Annotated in this window: 19 protein-coding genes and 1 pseudogene; 7 read left to right on the forward strand and 13 right to left on the reverse strand. The window is 32.9% G+C overall.

Annotated features, from left to right (window positions below; translation table 11 throughout):
* Positions 1 to 280: 280 nt before the first annotated feature.
* The 5 genes from ABWU29_RS03650 (at position 281) to rmuC (ending at position 3,550) form a co-directional block, all read left to right on the forward strand.
* Positions 281 to 991: a class II aldolase/adducin family protein gene (locus tag ABWU29_RS03650; RefSeq protein WP_041573502.1), complete on the forward strand. Its 711-nt coding sequence runs from the start codon at positions 281 to 283 to the stop codon at positions 989 to 991.
* A 72-nt stretch (positions 992 to 1,063) separates the two neighbouring features.
* Positions 1,064 to 1,198 carry an IS3 family transposase gene (locus tag ABWU29_RS03655; RefSeq protein ID WP_007548354.1) on the forward strand — a complete coding sequence of 45 codons (135 nt, stop codon included), beginning with the start codon at positions 1,064 to 1,066 and terminating at the stop codon, positions 1,196 to 1,198.
* Complete coding sequence (locus ABWU29_RS03660; protein ID WP_007548509.1) at positions 1,195 to 1,329, forward strand: hypothetical protein; 135 nt, start codon at positions 1,195 to 1,197, stop codon at positions 1,327 to 1,329. The genes ABWU29_RS03655 and ABWU29_RS03660 overlap by 4 nt, the downstream gene beginning before the upstream one ends.
* A 447-nt stretch (positions 1,330 to 1,776) precedes the next feature.
* Entirely contained in the window at positions 1,777 to 1,962 is a 186-nt protein-coding gene (locus tag ABWU29_RS03665; protein WP_338062968.1) for a DDE-type integrase/transposase/recombinase, read from the forward strand.
* Positions 1,963 to 2,218: 256 nt separating this feature from the next.
* Positions 2,219 to 3,550 (forward strand): DNA recombination protein RmuC, encoded by a 1,332-nt coding sequence (rmuC, locus tag ABWU29_RS03670; RefSeq protein WP_007548651.1) that lies wholly within the window; start codon positions 2,219 to 2,221, stop codon positions 3,548 to 3,550.
* 36 nt (positions 3,551 to 3,586) lie between these two features.
* Here rmuC and ABWU29_RS03675 read toward each other — a convergent pair whose 3' ends face one another.
* The 5 genes and pseudogenes from ABWU29_RS03675 to ABWU29_RS03695 form a co-directional block, all read right to left on the reverse strand.
* Positions 3,587 to 4,915 carry an IS4-like element ISWosp9 family transposase gene (locus ABWU29_RS03675; RefSeq protein WP_041573564.1) on the reverse strand — a complete coding sequence of 443 codons (1,329 nt, stop codon included), beginning with the start codon at positions 4,913 to 4,915 and terminating at the stop codon, positions 3,587 to 3,589.
* Positions 4,916 to 5,063: 148 nt separating this feature from the next.
* On the reverse strand, positions 5,064 to 5,408 hold the full coding sequence (locus tag ABWU29_RS03680; RefSeq protein ID WP_015588894.1) for a hypothetical protein: 345 nt from the start codon (positions 5,406 to 5,408) through the stop codon (positions 5,064 to 5,066).
* 12 nt (positions 5,409 to 5,420) lie between these two features.
* Positions 5,421 to 6,230, reverse strand: a complete 810-nt coding sequence (locus ABWU29_RS03685) for an ankyrin repeat domain-containing protein (protein WP_015588895.1) — start codon at positions 6,228 to 6,230, stop codon at positions 5,421 to 5,423.
* 189 nt (positions 6,231 to 6,419) lie between these two features.
* Positions 6,420 to 6,893, reverse strand: a complete 474-nt coding sequence (locus tag ABWU29_RS03690) for a hypothetical protein (protein ID WP_015588896.1) — start codon at positions 6,891 to 6,893, stop codon at positions 6,420 to 6,422.
* A gap of 120 nt (positions 6,894 to 7,013) precedes the next feature.
* Positions 7,014 to 7,169: pseudogene (locus ABWU29_RS03695) on the reverse strand (patatin); the annotation flags it as partial.
* Positions 7,170 to 7,409: 240 nt separating this feature from the next.
* Between ABWU29_RS03695 and ABWU29_RS03700 the strand changes: the two are divergent.
* Both ABWU29_RS03700 and ABWU29_RS03705 read left to right on the forward strand, forming a co-directional pair.
* Complete coding sequence (locus ABWU29_RS03700) at positions 7,410 to 8,324, forward strand: DMT family transporter (RefSeq protein WP_197907416.1); 915 nt, start codon at positions 7,410 to 7,412, stop codon at positions 8,322 to 8,324.
* A gap of 64 nt (positions 8,325 to 8,388) precedes the next feature.
* Positions 8,389 to 9,702 (forward strand): UDP-glucose dehydrogenase family protein, encoded by a 1,314-nt coding sequence (locus tag ABWU29_RS03705; RefSeq protein ID WP_174516729.1) that lies wholly within the window; start codon positions 8,389 to 8,391, stop codon positions 9,700 to 9,702.
* A 2-nt stretch (positions 9,703 to 9,704) separates the two neighbouring features.
* Here ABWU29_RS03705 and ABWU29_RS03710 read toward each other — a convergent pair whose 3' ends face one another.
* From ABWU29_RS03710 to ABWU29_RS03745, 8 genes are all read right to left on the reverse strand, one after another.
* The gene (locus ABWU29_RS03710) at positions 9,705 to 10,907 is read right to left on the reverse strand and encodes an MFS transporter (protein WP_255498567.1); all 1,203 of its coding nucleotides are present in this window, start codon (positions 10,905 to 10,907) and stop codon (positions 9,705 to 9,707) included.
* Between the two features lie 112 nt (positions 10,908 to 11,019).
* Positions 11,020 to 12,063, reverse strand: coding sequence for a threonine aldolase family protein (locus ABWU29_RS03715; RefSeq protein WP_174516730.1), 1,044 nt, complete (start codon positions 12,061 to 12,063; stop codon positions 11,020 to 11,022).
* A complete protein-coding gene (locus ABWU29_RS03720; protein ID WP_174516731.1) occupies positions 12,060 to 13,109 on the reverse strand; it encodes a threonine aldolase family protein in 1,050 nt (349 codons plus the stop codon). Before ABWU29_RS03720 ends, ABWU29_RS03715 begins: the two co-directional genes overlap by 4 nt.
* Positions 13,081 to 14,886 (reverse strand): ABC transporter ATP-binding protein, encoded by a 1,806-nt coding sequence (locus ABWU29_RS03725; RefSeq protein ID WP_174516732.1) that lies wholly within the window; start codon positions 14,884 to 14,886, stop codon positions 13,081 to 13,083. Before ABWU29_RS03725 ends, ABWU29_RS03720 begins: the two co-directional genes overlap by 29 nt.
* Entirely contained in the window at positions 14,887 to 15,876 is a 990-nt protein-coding gene (locus tag ABWU29_RS03730; protein WP_006280067.1) for a phytanoyl-CoA dioxygenase family protein, read from the reverse strand.
* 3 nt (positions 15,877 to 15,879) lie between these two features.
* Complete coding sequence (locus ABWU29_RS03735) at positions 15,880 to 17,574, reverse strand: WG repeat-containing protein (protein ID WP_006280066.1); 1,695 nt, start codon at positions 17,572 to 17,574, stop codon at positions 15,880 to 15,882.
* Complete coding sequence (locus ABWU29_RS03740; RefSeq protein ID WP_015588900.1) at positions 17,535 to 19,871, reverse strand: glycosyltransferase; 2,337 nt, start codon at positions 19,869 to 19,871, stop codon at positions 17,535 to 17,537. The genes ABWU29_RS03735 and ABWU29_RS03740 overlap by 40 nt, the downstream gene beginning before the upstream one ends.
* Complete coding sequence (locus tag ABWU29_RS03745) at positions 19,828 to 20,787, reverse strand: NAD-dependent epimerase/dehydratase family protein (RefSeq protein ID WP_015588901.1); 960 nt, start codon at positions 20,785 to 20,787, stop codon at positions 19,828 to 19,830. The genes ABWU29_RS03740 and ABWU29_RS03745 overlap by 44 nt, the downstream gene beginning before the upstream one ends.
* Positions 20,788 to 20,807 lie beyond the last annotated feature (20 nt).

A 20,807-nucleotide genomic window follows, 5' to 3' on the forward strand; every position in this document is an offset into this window, starting at 1 on the left:
ATTATTTTCAATCTTGAAACTTACATTTATAATAACATAAAAATGAAGCTTTAAAACATATGAAATATTATATAGAAAATTATTTTTGTAGTTAAGATATTGTGTAATTTAAAAACATAAATTCTGTATATAAACTCTATAATAACGATAACTATTTTTAAGCAAGCTACAACACAAAAGTGTTTGGTATTCAGAAAGCAAGACAGAGTGGCATAGACTTATTAGTTTACTACAAGTCTCTTTTCGCGTATAAACCTTCAGAAGATTCTAACAGAGGATTGTGTTGTTAACAAAGAGCAGAGTAAAAAGGGATCTAGTCTATGCCTATCAGATTTTGTCCTACCTTAAGTTCGATGATCATACATATACTCACCTTTCAGTGCGTTCTGAAGATCAAAAGTCGTTTTATATTTATCCGTTTGGTATGCGTTTTGATGAAGTAGATGAACGTTCGTTAATGAAAGTATCATTTGATGGAGATGTAGTTGAAGGCAAAGAATATCAATATAATAGAACTGGCTATATAATTCATGGTTTTGTTTATCAAGCAAGGAAAGATATTCAAGCAATTTTTCACTTGCATACACCTTCTATTGTAGCGGTTTCTTCTCTCAAAGATGGGCTGCTTCCTATAAGTCAATGGGCACTGCACTTTTACAATAAAATCTCTTACCATAATTATAATTCCCTAGCACTTAGCGATACAGAAGGAAAGAGGTTAATAGCTGATCTGAAAGAAAATTTTGTCATGTTAATGCGTAATCATGGATCTATAACGTGTGGTCGGAGTATACAAGAAGCAATGTTTTACACGTATCATTTAGAACAAGCGTGCAAAACTCAATGTTTAACGTTAGCAATGAATAAGGAGTTATCAATTCCAAGTGAAGAAATTTGCTCAAAAGCTGTAAAGGATCTCCTATCTTTTGAAAGCAATCTTGGTGAGAGGGATTGGCACGCATGGGTTAGACTAATTAAAAGTAAGTTGTAAGTGACCTTACCCAGAAAAAGTAGAGAGAAAGTTAAGACGTTTTTGGAGTAAAATAAAACGTTTTTTCAAAATATGACAAATAGAAGAGAATATACAGCAGAATTCAAATTAGAAGCTGTTAAGCTGGTTAAAGAAACAGGTCAAGCAAGTACAAAAATAGCAAAAGATCTAGGTATAGATGGCAGTATGTTAAGTAAGAAAATATGATGGAAAAATGTCTGGAGCATACGCATTTCCAGGCAAAGGCTCCTTATGACAAAGAAAGATTTGATCTAAAAAAAGAGCTAATAAGAGAAAGAGACATCTTAAAAAAAGCCCTGGGCAAAGAAAAAGAGTAAAGTATTCTTTTATATAGAAATTGCTATAAAACACAGGAACTATGTAGGGTTTTGTACTGGTGGTATTGGTTGCTAAGGAAAAAAGCAGTAAAGAATTAGCAAAAGAAGGGCTTCTAGCAGATATTCAAAAAATACATCAAGCATTCTAAATGCAGATATGGAGCCCCTAAAATTCACGCTGAATTAAAAGCTTTAGGCAAAAATTAAAACAGTACAAAGTGTTATGCAAGAAAATGGCATTAAAACCAAGCTTAGACGAAGGTTCAAAAATAAAAAACAGCAAATAAGCAACCGAGTTGTGGCTCCGAACACATTGGATCAAAATTTTACTACTGATCAGCCAAATAAAGTTTGGGATTACCTACATAAAAACTAAAGAAGGTTGTTGGCGGCAATAATTGACCTATATTCACGCATGGTGGTTAATGAGTAACATGATAATTAGTTATAGATTCTTTATTGATGGCCGTTGATAAACGCAAACCCGATAAAAATCTGCTGTTACATAGCGATCAAGGGTCACAGTATACCTCTCAAAATTACCAATTTCTATTGAATACAAAAAACATCATTTCCAGCATGAGCCATAAGGGCTGTTGTTACGATAACTCTGTTGCAGAAAAGTTCACTTAAAAGGGAGCTGCTTATTGATACTTCTCGCTCAACAAACCAGAACTGCCATATTTGAATACATAGAAATCTTTTATAACAAATAACGTAGACATTCTACTATTAACTATTGCATTCCTGCACAATTTATTCTCATGATAAAAACGTCTTAACTTTCTCTCTACTTTTTCTGGGTAAGGTCACCTCTTTAGGTGCTCCTTTTTTCTTTCTTATACACACAAAAATCATATAGAATTGTAAATACAGCTTTTTTATTCTGATGCTTTTCAATTCTATAGCTCTGGTTGTCTCTCTATTACTATTTTTCTACATTATCGTAAAAAAACTGAGCGAAAAGAAAGCAAACCTTGAGGGTAATTTATGTAAATTAGAGCAAGAACTTCAAGAAACAAAGCAAACTTTGCTTACGAAGAATGAAGAAATAGTTGATTTAAGGGTCAAAAGAGCAGAACTTGAAGTAACTCTGCAAAAAGAACGTGAGGAAAAGAAAAAGGAAATAGAATTACTAACAAAAGCAGAGGAGAGATTAACAAACACTTTTAAAGCGCTCTCTCTTGATGCTTTGCAAACAAATAACAATAATTTTCTGAACTTAGCAAAGGAAGTAATCGATAGTAAATTAAAAGAAACGGAAAGCGATTTCAAAAAAAGACAAGCAACGATCAACGAAGTTGTAACTCCAATAAAAGAAAAATTAGAAAAATTCGATAATGAAATACGTGAGCTAGAAAAGGAGAGGGTAGGGGCCTATGAAGGTTTAAAGGAGCAAATTGGAGCGCTGATGAACCAAACTTCCAACCTTGCTAATGCCCTGAGGAAACCTCACATTAGGGGCAAATGGGGTGAAATGCAACTCAAAAGAGTGGTAGAAATGGCAGGAATGATTGAGTATTGCGATTTTTTTACTCAGCCGTCAGTGATTGATAAAAACGAGGATAATTTATTGCGTCCTGATTTAATAATCAAAATGCCATCTGGAAAGCAAATAATAATAGATGCTAAAGTGCCGCTTGATTCTTACATGGATGCTATATCACAAAATGATTTGCAAATACAAAAGGAGAAATTAAAGAACCATTCCCTGGCAATAAAAAAACACATAAATGACTTGGGTAAAAAAGAGTATTGGAATCAATTTGAAAATACGCCAGAACTTGTGGTGCTTTTCTTAACAGGGGAGGGGGTTTTTAGCGCAGCACTGGAATATGAGCCTGCTTTGATAGAGATTGGAGTGGAAAAAAAAGTGATCATTGCAACACCGATCACTCTAATTGCGTTGCTGAGAGCAATAGCGTATGGATGGAAGCAAGAGATGATAGCTGAAAACGCAAAGAAAATCAGTGAACTAGGTCATATTTTATATGAGCGCATTTGCACAATGGGTGAAAACTTTGATAATTTGCGCAGGAGCTTAAAAAGTGCTGTTGATCATTATAATAAAACTGCTGGCTCTCTTGAAGCAAGGGTGTTTCCTGCTGCTCGAGAATTCAATAAGCTTGGTATACATGCAAAAAATAAAAGTTTAAGTGCTGCAAAGGAATTAGAGTCTTTACCACGCAGTTTACATACTGAGGGGCTGAAAGTAGATTAGGCATCTTAACAGGGAATGTTCAAAAAACCATACGCGTCAAGTTAAGGAATGTAGAGAGCTTAAAGTAGATACCCTGGTCTTCCTATATCTGTCTTTCAAAGAAAACTTTGACCAGATTATAGTAAGCTTTTTTAGAAAAATTTTTAAATTATTGACAATATTGTTTAATATCAAAAAGAGCTCTCTAACCCGCCTTTTCAATTCAATAAATGCCTTTGTTAAACTGAGCTCCGTGTTCTTTTTTAGTTTTACACAGCCAATCATTCCGTGAAATACGAGAATAGCACATAATTTTGCGTATAGCTCGCACAATACTCTAAATGGATTTGTCTTTCCTTTTAGTTTATCAAGATTGATATGACTTTTATATAGTTTAAATAGTAATTCGATTTGCCATCTTACTCTATAAACCGTCAATATTTGTTCAGCATTAATTTTACTCTCTGGAACATTAGTTATAAATATTGACCAATCTAATAACTTTTGATTCTTTTGAGAAGATGTATATCCATGTGACTTTGCTAATTTATTAGCCTTTCTTCTTCTAGCCATAGACTGTTCTTCAGTTAGCTTTTGACATATAATTCTTACCTTAATTTTTACTTCCTTTCCTAATAATACTTCTTTTTCTGAAGATAATTGACCTTCCAAATACTCCAATAGCTCTATTTTTTGATTTGTTTCTATATCATATATATTGGTATCAGACTTATAACGACTAACAAAATATGCACCTGCTTCATCAATCTGTTTAAAAGAACTAGGCACAAAGTAGCCCAAGTCAAATATTAGCAAATCATTGGCTGATAAACCGTTCAGATAATCCCTATAACCTTGATCCGACCTTATTCCTTCCATAAAATTTAACTTATCTAGCGCTTGATTCAGGTAATCAAAGACTAACTGTAGCTTTATTCCTGATTTGGTATTATTCTCACAATCTCTATAGCTACTGCCATATCCTTTGTACATATCTTCCATGCTACTGGGCAGGCTAATGTAGCTGCTATCCAATAATTTAACGCTTCCAAATTGCTGTAAAATTTTGCAATCAATCTGTAGACTTTTTTTAAATAAACACAAAGCTTCGTTATACATTTTTTTCATGAACTCAACTGCTTCTTCACTAAACCTAAAATCTAAACCCTGTTTTGTAATTTCTATCGAGTCTTCATTTAGCAATTGGCACATTGTTTCTATGCTGCAATCATCAACTCCTATGTTACCAAAAACCATAGCTTTTATGAATGATGAGCCATTAAGTTTTCTCTTTCTTTTTATAAAACCTACTGCAATTGATATTTCGTCTGCTTTTTCATTAAAGAATTCATTGAGGTCTTTTGATAAGCAAGCTATTCTGTCCATTGTAAGTTCTCTCATTCATATATCCAAGAGAATTTATACCTTATTATTTTCCTTCACTCTATCAACTTTACTTACACTTTTCCTTAACTTGACGCGTATGGTTTATTTAACACTCCCGGAAGCCAACAACAATGGGAAACTTTCGGAGCTACCGCCCTCTTCCCTTATATTTGCCTTGAGTTGAAGCCTGAGCTTTTACAAATAGCTCCCAATATCCCTTCTCATCGCCTTCTTCCTGTATCAATCGTGCTAACCGCTGCATCAATTCATTATTGAGGATAGCCATCTTTGTCCATTTACCTATCGGTTTTGCAACACCAATTATTTTTAGATTTTCTTTATAAACTTGAAGGTTATGTTCAATTTTCTCTTCACGCTCTTTTAGTGACATCTTTCTGATAAGACTTTTATACGCTCGTTTCCTAAAAAAGGAAAATATTTTAATAGCAATGATTAGTATTATGCCACATATAGAAATCTGCTCGTAGGACATTGTTGCACTCCGCTATTTTAAGGTTATTCCGTAAAGCAGAAATAATTCTGTAATTTCTTCGTTTTCATCCGCTACAGCGTTCTCTAGTGCTGTGTAACCTTCTTTAGAGTTATAAAAACATTTCAGATGAACATTTGCTTTTTTACTCAGCAATAATTCCACAATTTCTTTATTGCCATTCATAACAGCCAGATGCAGCGGTGTACAACCACTTTTCCCAATTGCGTTAACATCTGCCCAGCTTCGCAATAAAAGCTCTACATACTCTTTCTTATTTAATGAAACTGCAAGGTGCAAAGGAGTACTTTCTTCTGCATTTTTAGTTTCGAGAAAGGCGCCTCCCTTTATCAGTAACCCCAACATTACCCCATCAGCACATTTTACAGCTATATGAAGAGGTGACTCACCTAGACCATTTAGGCGATTAATGTCTGCACCATATCGTAATAGCCTTTGCATAGCATACAATTGCTTATACTTTATTGAAAAATGTAAAGGAGTATTACCGTAAATATTATAGGCGTTAATATTTTCAGTCCTTGCTGCAACAGTTTGTACTATTTCGATAAAGCCAAATATGGAAGCAACGTGTAGTACTGTATTGCCTTCTCTATCTGCAGCATCAACGTTAGCACCATGTTTGACAAGGAATCGAATGATATTATAAAAGTTCTTTTCTGCAGCAAAATGTAAAAAACTAACACCCAATCTACTATTTATGATCCATTTGAAAACTGCACTAACTAATAAAGAAAAAATACTAGGATGTCTGAAGTGATAAATTTCCTTTGCAGCCTTTTGTAAAATCTTTTCTACTGTCATAGCAACCCCACAAAAAGTGTGTTTGTATTAGAGTATGCAGCGAGAAACGTTTTTAAATTATTAACTCGCATACCCGTTTAGTTAGTATTTTACAAAGAAGCCACTAGCTTTACTACTACTTTTATATTGAATAAATAATATTTAAATAGAAATAGAAAAGTATTTAAGGTAGTATATTAATGTAGAAATCTATTCCTTAGAAATTTGCTCTGAATTTTCTTTACTTACTGGTTTTATAGACACATCTTGAATTTCTTCTTCTGGCTTAGCTAGTAGAGTTGACTCTTCTTTAGATTCTGCTGCTAATTTACGTTGTTTAATAAATTTCTTTAGTGTCTTGACTGCGATAAAGTTAATACTGAAAACACATGCAGAAGTTATGGCTAAGGCTGGAAGAGGAGCTAAACTGAATGTTGGTAAAATTGCCACAATTGTAGCAGATGTTAGTAAAAATGCTAACTTCTTGCTCCCGATTATCTTGTTTTTCTTAGCTTTTATGGGGTTTAGGCTCTTCAGCTTCCCTTTTAGCTTTTTGAAGCCTTTTTTGAACACGTTGCCCTTTTTCAGCTCTTTCTCTACGGGTTTTGCTTTCTTTGTTTTTAAGCTTTTTATTTTTTCTTTTATTCCTTTTTTATCTTTTTTTACTTTAGAGGTCTTCTCCATCAACTTTAGAGGTTGCTCATGTAGCGGTTTTGGCTTATCGTTTGAAATTTTAGCTTCTTGCCCCTTAGTATGCTTTTTGGGCGAAACTATGTTTTTTAAACCTTTCTTTGCTTTATTTCTTTAGTTTGCTTGGCATTTCAAAAATTTATCTATTAATTCCTGGTTGTCCTCTATCATTGCATTTGCCTCCTGCTGCAGACATTTAATATTTTTAGGTGTTACATTATCCATCTCAGCTGATGCTACTTTTAGTTGTGATTGAATGTCTATCATTCTTATCTTATATTACAAAAAAATCAGTCAGTAACTCCCTGCTCAGATAATCTCTATTCTAAATCTATTAAAATTACGCAATTAAAGACATATCTTGTATAATACTTCTAATGCTACTTTTAGCAAAAATTTGTGAATATGGTTAGAACAGTAAGTAGAAGAGAGCCTGTATGCTATCAACCTTTTTTGCAGCGAAGTTATATGAGCACATCATGGAAGTTTGTATATTAAATTAGGAGTTTTGTGGATTACAGACTAAGAGCTTATTTACTTGGAGTTATCTGGTTTATACTTAGTTTATTTAGTAGTGTAGCTAATGATACTATATCAAAATATCTAAGTTTACATCTCCAAAGTTTTGAAGTAATCTTTTTCCGCTTTTTATTTAGCACTATTACCCTTGTACCTTTTATGCTTTACTATGGAAGAGAAGCTTTTAAAACAAGTCAAATATCTATTCAGATAACTAGAGGAGTATTGTTATTTGTTGGAATAACCTTGTGGACCTATGGGTTAGCTATTTTTCCCATAGTAACTGCAACAATTATAAGTTTTTCTATACCATTATTTGTTATACTTCTTGCAATCCCTTTACTAAATGAAAATATAATTTGGCAAAGATGGTCAGTAACTGTTATTGGCTTTGTTGGTATTGCTATTACTACCAAAGCTTATAGTGAAGACTTTAATCCTAAAATTTTTATTTTTATTGTATCTACATTAATCTTTGCTATATTAGACATACTTAATAAGAAACTCGCAATAAAAGAGTCAGTAATAAGTATGTTATTTTATTCAGCTCTAACAACAACTATTTTTTCCACTGTGCCTTTGCTGTTTTATTGGCATTTGCCTTCCTTGTTAGAATTAGTATTACTACTGATTTTGGGAATTAATTCAAATCTAATTCTGTTCTTCATATTAAAAGCTTTTACTCTTGCAGATGCTACTGCACTTGCACCATATAGATACATAGAGCTAATAATTTCTGCAATAGTAACATATGTTATGTTTAATGAGTTGCCTGATAAAAGTGCTTTGTATGGTATTTTAATATTAATACCATCGACTTTGTTTATAGTTTATTCAGAAAGTAAAGTAATTAAGAAAAATAATGTATGCAACGCTAGAGTAAAAATTTATGACTCTAATTGTTAATGATGTTCTTTTTAAATGTTTAAGCAGTTGAGCTACATTAGGATATTTTTAAGGTAATGACAAGATGTATATAACCATTATAGGAATAGGGTATGTAGGTTTAGTATCTTGTGCAATGTTATCAGAGCAGGGTCATAACGTTGATTGCATTGACATAAATACTAAGAAGATTGAATTATTGAAATTAGGAAAAATTCCTATATATGAGCCTGGATTAGCAGACTATTTAGAGAATAATATAAAGTTACAAAGGATAAGATTCTTCGATTCGTATTCTCAAATAAATCCCAACACAGAAGTAGTGTTTGTAACTGTAGATACTCCATCAGACTCCTTAGGAAATGCAGATTTAAAAAATGTATATAATTCAATAAGTAAAGTTTCTGAGAGAGTTAATCAAGATTGCTTAATAGTTATAAAATCAACTATTCCTCCTGGTACTACAAAAAATATATATAATTATTTATCTAATAAGGGCTACAACTTTGATTTGGGAGTTAATCCAGAGTTTCTCAAGCAAGGCTCTGCAGTATCAGATTTTTTATATCCAGATAGAATAATAATAGGAGTAAAAACTAAGCGAGCTAGAGTAAAACTAGAAGCTATATATAGATCATTTACAGATAGGAATATTCCGTTAATAGTCACTGATACAGTTACAGCTGAAATGATTAAATATGCTTCTAATGCCTTTCTAGCAACAAAAATTGCTTTTATCAATGAAATGGCAGGTTTATGTGAGATGTTAGAAGCAGACATCGACCTTTTAGCTAATGGCATGGGGATGGACCATAGAATAGGTAGGGAATTTCTAAAAGCTGGCCCAGGATTTGGAGGATCCTGTTTTCCTAAAGATTTGTCAGCTTTGATAAGGATTGCTGAAGATCATAATGTCAAGCTACAAATTTTAAATTCAGTTAAGGAATCTAACTATAATCATATAACAAACATCGCTAAAAAGGTAGAATATGCTCTAAATGGAGCTCAAAATAAAAAAATAGCGATATGGGGGCTAACTTTTAAACCTGGTACTGATGATGTAAGAAATAGTCCAGCTATAGATGTCGCAAAATTGTTAGTGAATAACAACGCTAAAATTACTGCATATGACCCAGTGGGAATGAATAATGCTAGGCAAGTTCTAAAGGATATAGAGTACGCGGATAACGCTATAGAAGCTGCAAGGGGCGCAGAAGCCTTGTTATTGTTAACGGAGTGGAGGGAATTTAAAAGTCAAGACTTTGTAATTTTAAAGGATGTTATGGCTACACCTAATATTTTTGACTTTCGTAATTTATTAGATAGTGAACTGTTGCTAAGATATGGTTACAATGTTTACTCTCTGGGCAAAAAATCTAAGTTTACCTGGGAAGTTTAATGTTAAGAAATATTCCCTATGTCAACTTTATGCAGTTGTTTTAGGTTCCTGCTTGATAATACGCAAAAGCAAATGGATATAATAACAGAACAAATAAAGAAGAATGAGAACATCATGTTATTACCAAAACATTCCACAAGTAACCCTAAAACTACACATGAAAATATTGAACTTGCAATATACCCAAATAATCCTGTCAAGCTTACAATTGTACATACATTATTTTGTGGAGCAATGTCTACAGCTATAACACCTGTTAGTACTTGTACTCCAAATATAAAAAATCCTGATAAAGCTGCACCAAGACTCATAAGAACTATGTTTTGACAAAAGTTCATTCCAATAAAAGTGAGTGCTATACCCAGCATGTAAAGTAATGCTAGCAAACTTCTATTTTGAAAGAAATACATATCACTAATTCTTCCTGTGATTAAAGTTCCAAGGATTCCACCCAAATCATAGACACCTGTGATTAGTGAGGATTGTACAAGAGAGATTTGTAATCTATCTTTTAAAATTATAGGAAACCAAAAGAAGATTCCCATTTTTATAATATAAGTACAAAAAGTAGCATAACATAGAAACCATATGGAACTTGTCACCTTAATGCCAATTTTAGGTTTCTGCACCTTATAGATAGTAGGAGTAGTACTTTCTCTGTAATATGCTTTTAATGTTATGTAAATTCCAAAAAGTAAGCATAAGAGGCCAGAATACAAAAATGCACTTTTTACACCATATATTTTGATTATACTTGGTAACACAATTAAAGTAAGGCAAGAACCAAGTTGCTGAGATGCACTCATAACCCCCCACAATGATGCAATTGAAGAGATACTAGAGTTTGTAATCATAAACTTGGTAATAGCTGGCCAACCTACTCCTTGTGCCCAAGCTAATAATATCAATGTTAACAGTAATAAGGTTAGGTTATTGTATGATAAAATTATACCAATGGTTGATATTCCAGTTACAATATTGCATAGCCCAAACATAAATAATGGATTATCTTTGAAGTCCATGATTATCCCGTTAAAGAATTTCGATACTCCGTAAAAAAAAGAAAAGCAGGCAAAAAAATAGCTTAATTTTACATGGTCAGTATCTATTAACAGTGGTAGAGCAATTGGTATACTCTGCCTTGAGAAGTAAAGTAGCACATATCCAAAAAAGAATAGTAAATATTGAAAGAAAACAAAGTTCACACCTATTCCCCAAACAGTTCCATGCAAATACTAGCATAATACTATGTTGGTATAATATTGTTTTACAAGAAGTTTGCAAACCATTAATGTAGAAAATTGATAACAATCGAAATTACCTATTCAGTATCTTTCTTATAGTAGATATAGTAGTATTAATATCTTCACAGCTTATATCTCTATGTGTTATAACTCTGATTTTACCTCTTATGTTAGCCATCCTAATTCCATAATTTGTCATTAGTATATTTATTAATTCTTGAGCAGATATACAATCAGTACGTAATGAGAAATACGCTATATTAGTTTTGTATAGGTCAATATTGATTATAACTTGATCTATAGAGCTAAGACCTTTTATAAGGTGCTGCATTTTTTTATGATCTTCTATTAAAGAATTCATGTTGTTGTTGAGAGCATATAAACATGCAGCTGAAATAATGCCAGCTTGGTGCATACCTCCGCCAATTTGAAACTTATAGTACCAAGCTTTTTCAATAAACTCTTCACTTCCAGCCAATACTGCACCCATTGGAGCGCCTAATCCCTTACTAAAATCAATAAACACCGAATCAAAATAATTTGCATATTCTTTTGGAGATATTTTAGCATAAGCACAAGCATTGAACAGCCTTGCTCCATCTAAATGAGAGGATACGTCGTTCTTTTTGCAGAGACTTGAGATCTCTTGAATATACTCTAAAGGCCACACAGCTCCACCACCAAAATTCGTTGTTTGTTCGACAGAAACAAGCCCAACTTTTGGAACATTCCTTAAGCTAGGACGAGTAATAAACTCAACGATTTGCTCTCCAGTAAATATTCCTCTTGTTCCTTTAATAGGTAAAGGAGTGGCATGTGCCTGGGCTGCAATTAATCCAGATTGCACTATTAATGGATGCGAAGTTTCATCGAGTAACAAATAATCACCAGGTCTTTGAATGTGCACTTTATAAGCAATTACATTACACATCGTTCCCGAAATCAAAAATATTCCTGCTGGCTTACCTAATATTTTACATGTGGTTTCTATTAATTCGTTTACAGTTGGATCTTCACATGCAGCTTCATTTCCAACTTTTGCTTTAGCCATTACTTCCCTCATTTCAGATGAAGGATTAGTGTTTGAATCGCTAAAGAAATCTATTTTTACCCTCATACTAAATTTAATACAACCTCCTTTATAATTTCAGCAGCATTTATTATGTCTGCTTCCTCTATGCCAAGATGAACAACTGCTCTTATATGAGATTCGAGCCAAGGAAAGAGCAATAAACCATAAGCTTGGCATTTACTCAAAAAAAACTCATTAGTCACATTTAGTTCTTTTATACTAAAGCTTACTATGTTAGTTTCTGGATAAGGTAGTATCAGCTTTACATGTGGAATTTCTTTAATCTTGTCTGCAAACAATTTAGCAAGCTTATTATCTTCTTTAAGCCTAGAGATATTATTCTGTAGTACATATTTTGCTGCATTAGCGCAGTACCCAATTTGATGATAACCACTCCCCAACCAAACCTGTAACTTCTTAGCCTTTTCAATTATCTCTCTTTTACCCATAAGCATTGAACCAAAAGGAGCTCCAAGTCCTTTAGTAAAAGAAAAGCTCATTGTATCTACATATTTAGCATAGTCAGCTAAAGCAACATTTGTTTCAGCATGAGCATTAAATATTCTCGCACCATCTAAATGAAGACTTATATTGTGAGCTTTTAAGAAATTATATAACTCTACTTGTTTCTTAAAAGGATAAATTTTACCGTTAAACCCGTTTATACTATTTTCTATAGAAACTAGACTCACCTGAGCAAAAATTTTATATCTCGGTTTAGAGTTAATAGCATATTCTACTTCATCAATATCTAAGATTCCGGTATTATTCCTAATACAGTTAAACACTATACTATTTACTTTTGCATTGCCTGCACTATCGAAAAAATTAACATGATAATTATAATGAGTAATTAGTTCATCACCAGGACTTGTTTGACTGGCAATAGCTAACCTATTTGCAAGCATACCGCTGGTTACGAACAATGCTTCTTCTACTTTGAATAATTGTTTACAATATTCCGATAAGTTGTTACAGCTTTTGTCTTCACCGTAAGCAAAATCTCCAACGATTGCACTACTTATTGCGTGTATAACGTTGGAGCTTTGTAAAGTTGTAGTGTCACTTCTCAGGTCGATAGTTTTTTCCATTTTCTTTTTTGATATTTAGACAGCCAATTTGAGCATCCCAAAGTTCTTTATAAAGACCTTTCTTGCAAACTAGTTCAGAATGTTTACCATCTTGGACAATTTTTCCTTTGTCAAATACTAGAATTCGGTCCATATGTAAAAGTGTAGAAATACGGTGTGCTATAGTAATGGTGGTTTTATTTTCCATCAACTTAAATAAACTCATTTGAATTGTTTTCTCTGTTATAGAATCTAACTGACTAGTTGGCTCATCGAAAAATAATATCGGAGCGTTTTTTAGAAATGCTCTCGCTATGATTATTCTTTGTCTTTCCCCTCCAGATAGCTTTATGCCTTTTTCTCCGACTACAGTTTCATATTGATCGGGTAGAGTCATAATGAAATCATGAATACCAGCCAGCTTTGCAGCTCTTATTATTTCTTCGATAGTAGATTGAAGTTTACCATATATAATATTTGCTAAAATAGTATCATGAAACAACAATGGTTCTTGAGGTATTACAGATATTTGTTGCCTCAAAGAACTCTGTGTAACTTCCGATACTACTTGATTATCAATCTGTATATTACCTTTTTTAACATCAAATAGCCTTATGATTAAGTTTATAAAAGTAGATTTACCATCTCCAGAATAACCAACTAGACCTACCTTTTCGCAAGGATTAATGGTAACTGAAAAATCTTGAAATAATGACTTCTGACCCTCATAAGAAAAAGAAACATTATTAAACGTTATTCTTCCACTTAATAAATTTAATTTTTTAGCATTTTCCTTATCTTGAATTTCTGGTACGGTAGTCAAGATTGGCAATGCATCTGAAACTTTGCCGAAATGAGTAGAAAATTGGGTAAGATTCCTAGTTAGATGGTTAAGAAACTCTATAATCGATATATTAATTCCAAGTACAAGAGCAATATCTCCTATTGCAATCTTGTTCAATTGATAATCATGAATTAAAAAATACAAGTTTACTGCTTGGAGTATATCAAATGAATAGCCATATATAAACCAAAGCCAAAAGTATGCCCATTGTAATTTTCTTTCTGCAATAGTTTTTTTCTTGCATACTTGAAAAAATTTATGCCTCTCATGCGCTTGCCGAGAAAATAACCTTACTGATATAACATTTAAAATACTGTCGGCTATACCCGCTATTACTTGTGAACTTTGTTTAGAATGATCATCGGCTAATCCGGTAAGCACCCGAAAACTGAAAACCGAAATCAAAATAAAAATGTTCACCCAAATGAATGTAGCTATTGCAAACTTTATATTTACTAGTGATAAAGTATAAATAGCCAAGATTAATGCTATACTATAACTAAAGAAACAGTCTATAAGCAGTCTTATTAGCTCTATCACACTATCCATTAAGTTACTGACCTTATATACTAAACTTCCGGATAGGTTGTTTTGATAATAGGAATGGTCTTGCTGAAGCAGCCTGTAAAAAGACATATCAGCTATTTTTTGACGCATTGAGGTAAACATTCGAATGTCAACAAAATAGCCATAGAATCTAAAAGCAGTAGTAATAAGTAATGCCATACAAACATAAGCGCTTACAGGTAATAAAAGATTTTCAATTACATTACCTTCTTGATATTTTACAGCTGTATCTAAGATATTTTTTACTAAATACTTTCTAAAAGATAAATCAACAGCCACTACTAGGGCAACCAGGAACATTACAAGCACATTAAGCTTAAACTTGGATAAGATATTCAAAATGAACACCAATATATACTTGAAACTACCAACTCTACTTTTGTTCATTTATAATGCTAGCTCCACCACATTGACTTTTTTATTGAGAAATACAAGCAGTGAAAACCATAAATTTTTGTATATTTTTCCTGAAATGTCTCCAGCATCATGTAGTGCTGACGCTTGATTCAGAATAAGTAGCTTATATAAATCTCGCTTAGCTTCAGCAGTGTTGACCTCAGAAATATTTGTAGTTGTGTCTGTAATAAAGGCTAACCAGCTCTTAATAAGTTCTTCCATATTTTTTGTTTTTATACTTTCCTGGCGACGAAATAATGATAAGTATTCTCTCAGTATAAATTCTGTTAATGCACCACAGTTTAATATACCAAAAACTGAAGGCTGAGGTTTTGGCACACAAGGAAGACTTTTATCTTTTACAACCCATCTCGTAACATAAGCAAACCTATCTTTAGCATCTATATTCTTATCACTACCATGCCATAACCGTGAATCAAAAACTATCGCATCTCCTGCTGAAATAGGTAGTGACTTAATTTTATAATTTTCCCGGTTATCCGAGTATTGATCCAAAAAGTATGGATGCCAAAAATCAACTAGAGGCTGTATTTTCCAGTTGTGACTATCTTCTATAACTTGTAGTGCACCTGAAGTTTTATTGACATTATTCAAAGCTAGCCAAACAGAAAAATGATAAGGGTCATTAAAGCTATAAGAGATGTCCTGATGGAAGGGAACTGCATCTATTAAATCAGCAGTTTTACATATAACATTTGATTTTTTCTGCAGTATCTGGCATTGAAGTGACTTTTCAAGATAATTTTTAATAATTTTATCTAATACTTGAGATACAATTCTAGTTACCTGAGATGATGTACCCCATCTTCCAGTGCAGTTTAAATAGTCAGAAGTTGAAACACCTAATTCTTGAGATAACTTTGATATCTTGCTTATTATATCATTTAAAGACTGAGTTATTAACTCTAAAGGAACTAGATTTTTGATAATAAAAAAACCATTTTTTTGCAATGCTTTCATATATTAACACCTAATGTCAATAACTGATAAATAATCTGTTAAAGGTACAATACTAAAAATTTTAAGCCCTTTTACTTGTTTTAGTATTCTTTTCCAATCGCTCAATGTCCTTAGTTTACCCCCTGTTTCAACCATTACATTAATATCTACAGAACCTCCCACTGGGGAGTAGTAATCTAGGATAGTTTCTATCACTAAAACGCGTGGTATTCCTTTATTTTTTACCAATTTTAAATAAGACAATACCTTATTATCATCATAATGCTGCAGAAAGCGGCAAAAGACACCTAATTCATAATTTGTAGCTGATAATTCTTCTTGAGTTATGAGTTTAATTTTTAAATCTTCTACTGCCTGCCTAGGCACTTTATGTTCGTTGTAATAATATAAGCCTATAGAACCTTTATTGTGTATATCAGAATAAGCAAGAAATAAAGAGTGTACGCCAAATAGCAATATATTTTTAGCACCATCTATATTAACCCTAGAATTAAACTCTTTAGTGTCAAACCTGGAATATCCTAGCAATGCTTGGTAAAACGCTATTTTCCTGTCTTCTGATGTTTCTTTCTCCTTAAAAGATTCAAATGAAGATATTGACTCCTGCCTTAATATATCGGCAATTTTTAACCAATTCTTTTCAGCGGCAACCCTTGCCCACATTGCTGCTGCTTTAGGCAAAAATGGTATTTCCTTAAAACACTTACCTTTTGATGATAGTTGCCATAAGTCCTTGTTCTTATCGTAATCAATAAACCCTATTTCCCACAACGCCCTTAACAGCCTTTCTAGATTTGGAACGATAATATTTAACTTTTGAGATAAAACTGGCATAGTTGCAGGTAAGATATTTAACAAATCAAGTTCAATAGCAACATTTGCGAGGTAAGTTTTCCAAAAGGCTGAAAGTTCTGCAGAAATCTTATGCACTTGAGATTCTTTATCTAAATCAAAAATACTAAACTTTACGTTTCCGGTAATATCGATCTGTCCTAATACACCTTCAAAAGTTTCAACTTTTGCCATGCCATTATAGAATGCTTCTACCATTTTAAATCTTTGCCGGTAAACAGGATTGCCATTAATATCTATATGAAACCAGCCATGCTTATCTTCTGCAATAGCAAATCCTTTATGAAAAACATTAAGCTTTTTATACCATTTATTATGTACTAACTTTCCATGATTATTAATATGTGTAGCTTTACCATCTTTATGGACTACAGCGATACCATCCTTAAAATCCCCAACATAATTGTATTCTTGCTCATAAACTCTATTGCCGTTCAAATCAATATGAAAAAACTTATCATGCTTTCTAATCACACAAATATCTTCTTGGTAATTTCCAATCCATTGATACGAATGTTTGTATACTCTACATCCAGATGGATCAATATGGTAATACCCTGTGTCATCTTCTACGGCTGCTCTATTGCAGTAAAATCCAAAAGTTTTTAAAAATCTGTCGCGATAAATTGCTTCTCCCATTGCATCGATGTGATAAGCGCCTGTCTCATCATAAACTGGTGCAAGGCCAGGCTCGTGAAATTTATCAACTCTAATAAATCTATTTTTGTACAAAGGATTTTCTGACAATTGGTGAAACCTTTCACAGGGGGAAACCCTAATAGATTTAAGGTACTCACTATCTTTCATTAATTGACTAATGGTTTTCTCATGTTGCATGTTTTGCATAATTCATAGTTTAAATAATTCTTTTGTAAGTTTAGGTACTCGCTACTTTGCCATATTTCCTCCAGTTTAACTTCATTAACATTGCCAAAATCTCCTAATGTTTTGCGTAGTTCATCTGGAGCACAGCAGGGACTAAACTTGCCTTCATTGTTTATCCATGCTTCTTTACCTAAAAATGGGCACTGACCACCTGGAGCCAAATCCTTGATACCCTCTTGAGAAAGGATCGTAAAATTTTCTAATTTTATCTTTTTACCATTTGGCAATAGCATATTATCCCTAAGTTCATATAACCTTCCCACCTCCGTATTCCATCTACTAATTGCTAATTCATCTCTCCTCATAGATAGATCCTTAATTTCCTTAAAATGTGCCCAAAGATGATGTCCTTTAACTCTATCTATGCCATTTTTTATAGCCATCTCAACTATGTCGTAAAGTTCATGTAAATTACTTTCTAAAAATGTTAATTGTAAAGTAACGGTACACCTTTCACCTGTATCGCTAAAGTATTTATCTCTAACTTCAAGGAAAGTTTTTAAATTTTCTGTCACTACTTCCCATTTTGAACCTTTCATGATTCTTTCATGAGTTTCTTTAGTTGCCCCATTCCAGGAAATCTTAACATCAGATAAAATTGGTACCAATAGTTCAGCCCATTTTCTAGCTCCTTTAATAGGAAAAGAACCATTGGTCGTGAGGTTAAGCTTCAGGCCGAACTCATGGCACAAATTGATTATTTCATCAAAGCTTTTATACATTAAAGGCTCACCCATAGTAGAAGGAATGATTTCCCTTAAAGGTGTTCCATCTGCTTCCTTAATTACCTTCCTGATAGTTTCTATTGACATTATCTTGGGTTTTATCCCTTTAGCTTTCTTCTCCTCTTTAACTTTACTATATGGTGAAAAGCATTCACACATTACACAAGCAAAGTTGCAGTAATCTGGATTAGTATCAAAAGTAATTCTCCAAGGACCAGGTTTTGTAGCCACTGATTTGCCTTTATTTTCAATAACATTACGGTAAATTTTGTTAAGTTTCTCAGTATGCTCACTTATAGAAGGTACATTACCATTTTTAGTATAAAGATAGCCTCTTTGGGTCAGTTCACTGTATAATTCCTGGTCTGTAGATAGGACTTGCATTTTTTCTGACAAACTATTTGTATCTCTATGCTTAAATAATAGTCCGTTTATTCCATCTCTTACATATTCTGCCATGCCACCATAATCAGCCGTTATTACTGGTACACTCAGTTGCTGTGCTTCATGTATTACTAATGGTGAATTTTCACCCCAAATTGAAGGAACAACTATCGCATCAACTTTATTAAATACATCAGTAACTATATTTTTATTGTTATAACTTCCCATCCATTCTATCCTTTCTTTAACAGCATGTGGAAACTGATCGGCAATCGCTTTTAAAGTTTTAGTTTCTTCCCTTGCCGCTCCCCAAATTCTAAGTTTTGCTTTAGATGATAAGCGAGAAAAAGCCTTCAATAATAGGTCAACACCTTTCTCGGGAGTATGAGTACCTATATAACCGAAAATAAACTCTTTTTCTTGCACCCTATTTCTATTCTTAAGACGATTTAGATCAAAACCATAATCAAGATAAGAAATTTTGTTTATCGGAACATTAAAGTCTTGAGTAAATTTATCCATTAAGAATTTTGACGGAGCAATGAAGTAATCTATATAGTCCACTACTTTCTTTGTTTGCTTCATTCTAGTTGCAACCCATTGTTCCCAATAATTTAAGTCTGAATTCAAGAATTCTTCATCTCCTGTAAAATACCCCTTGTAACATTGGGTTGCACATTTTTGATCCTTCTGTCCATCACAAAGCCGTAACAAATCTTCAGAATTACGTTGAATAAATCTTCCTCTTGGACACATTAACCAAAAATCATGTAGCGTAAAAATTGTAGATATATTTTCTTTAAAAGCAACTTCTGGTAAAGTAATTGATAGATGATTAAGATGACCAAAATGTATAAGATCTGGTTGAAAGTTATCTATTATTCTTTTAAATTTTATATTTACTTCTTCATTGATAAATTTGTAACGATATTTAGTTGTAGGTATATTAATTAAATTCAGTAAGATCCGGGAATCACTACAGTCCAGAGCTGTAGTATAATGGAAATCAGGTAAGAAGCTGTTTTCATGCCTAGTAAATATTTGTACCTCATTATTATTGGCTAGTTCATGGGCAAGAGTTTGGCTGTAAACCTCCGAACCAGCGCTATAATAAGGAGGGTAACCATGAATAACTTTTAATATTTTCATATATTACCATATCTATATTGTTAGGATATTCTTGTGTATTGTTTTGTAGACTTTTTATAAATTTACCTAATCCTACTTTTAATGAATGCTTTGGAGACCAACCAAGTAGCTCTTTAGCTCTAGTAAAATCACCATGGAACTTAGTTACGTCAAAATTTCTTGGAGGATAAAAATCAATTCTAGAATCACTTTCCGTGACTTTTAATATTGTTTTTGCTAAGTTTTCTAAAGTACATGGGCTATTAGTAGTAAGATGAATAGCAGGAAGAGAAGATTTCTCGTTTTGTAAATATTTAACAGTTAAGTATATACCCTCTATAACATCATCCAAATAGGTAAAATCAAAAACACATTCTTTACCTTCTATCCTAATTGGATCGCCTTTCAATGCATTGATACAGAGTGCAGGAATTACTCTACTACTATGATCTAGTAAACCACCATATACATTTGAGAAGCGTAATATTGCTACATTAAAGTTAGAACCTTTTAAATTTATTACTTGTTCTTCAATAAACGCTTTACCTTTGGCGTAATTATTTATTGGGTTAATACTAGCAGACTCTGCAACTGGTAGTTCCTTTTGTTCTCCATATACTTCTCTACTGCTTGCATATATAAACCATGGTTTATTCGGAAGCGACTTGCAGAATTCTAAGAATTGGATTGTACCATCGACATTAACTTTTTGGCACAATTTAGGATAAAGCTCACCATGTATAACTCTAGAAATTGCAGCCAGATGAATAACCCCCGTACACTTAGCGAGTAGCGGCATTATATCTTCTGAAAAAAAACTGAGTGGGTTGTCGCGAAACCTAATATCGCAGCTTATTACTTCATAACCCTGCTTTTCTAACTTTTCTACTAAAGCCGATCCTATCAAACCTGCAGCACCTGTTATTAATATTCCCATGTGTCCCTCTCACTACAACC

The organism is Wolbachia endosymbiont (group A) of Phasia obesa, assembly GCF_964028125.1.
Taxonomy (GTDB): Bacteria; Pseudomonadota; Alphaproteobacteria; order Rickettsiales; family Anaplasmataceae; genus Wolbachia; species Wolbachia pipientis.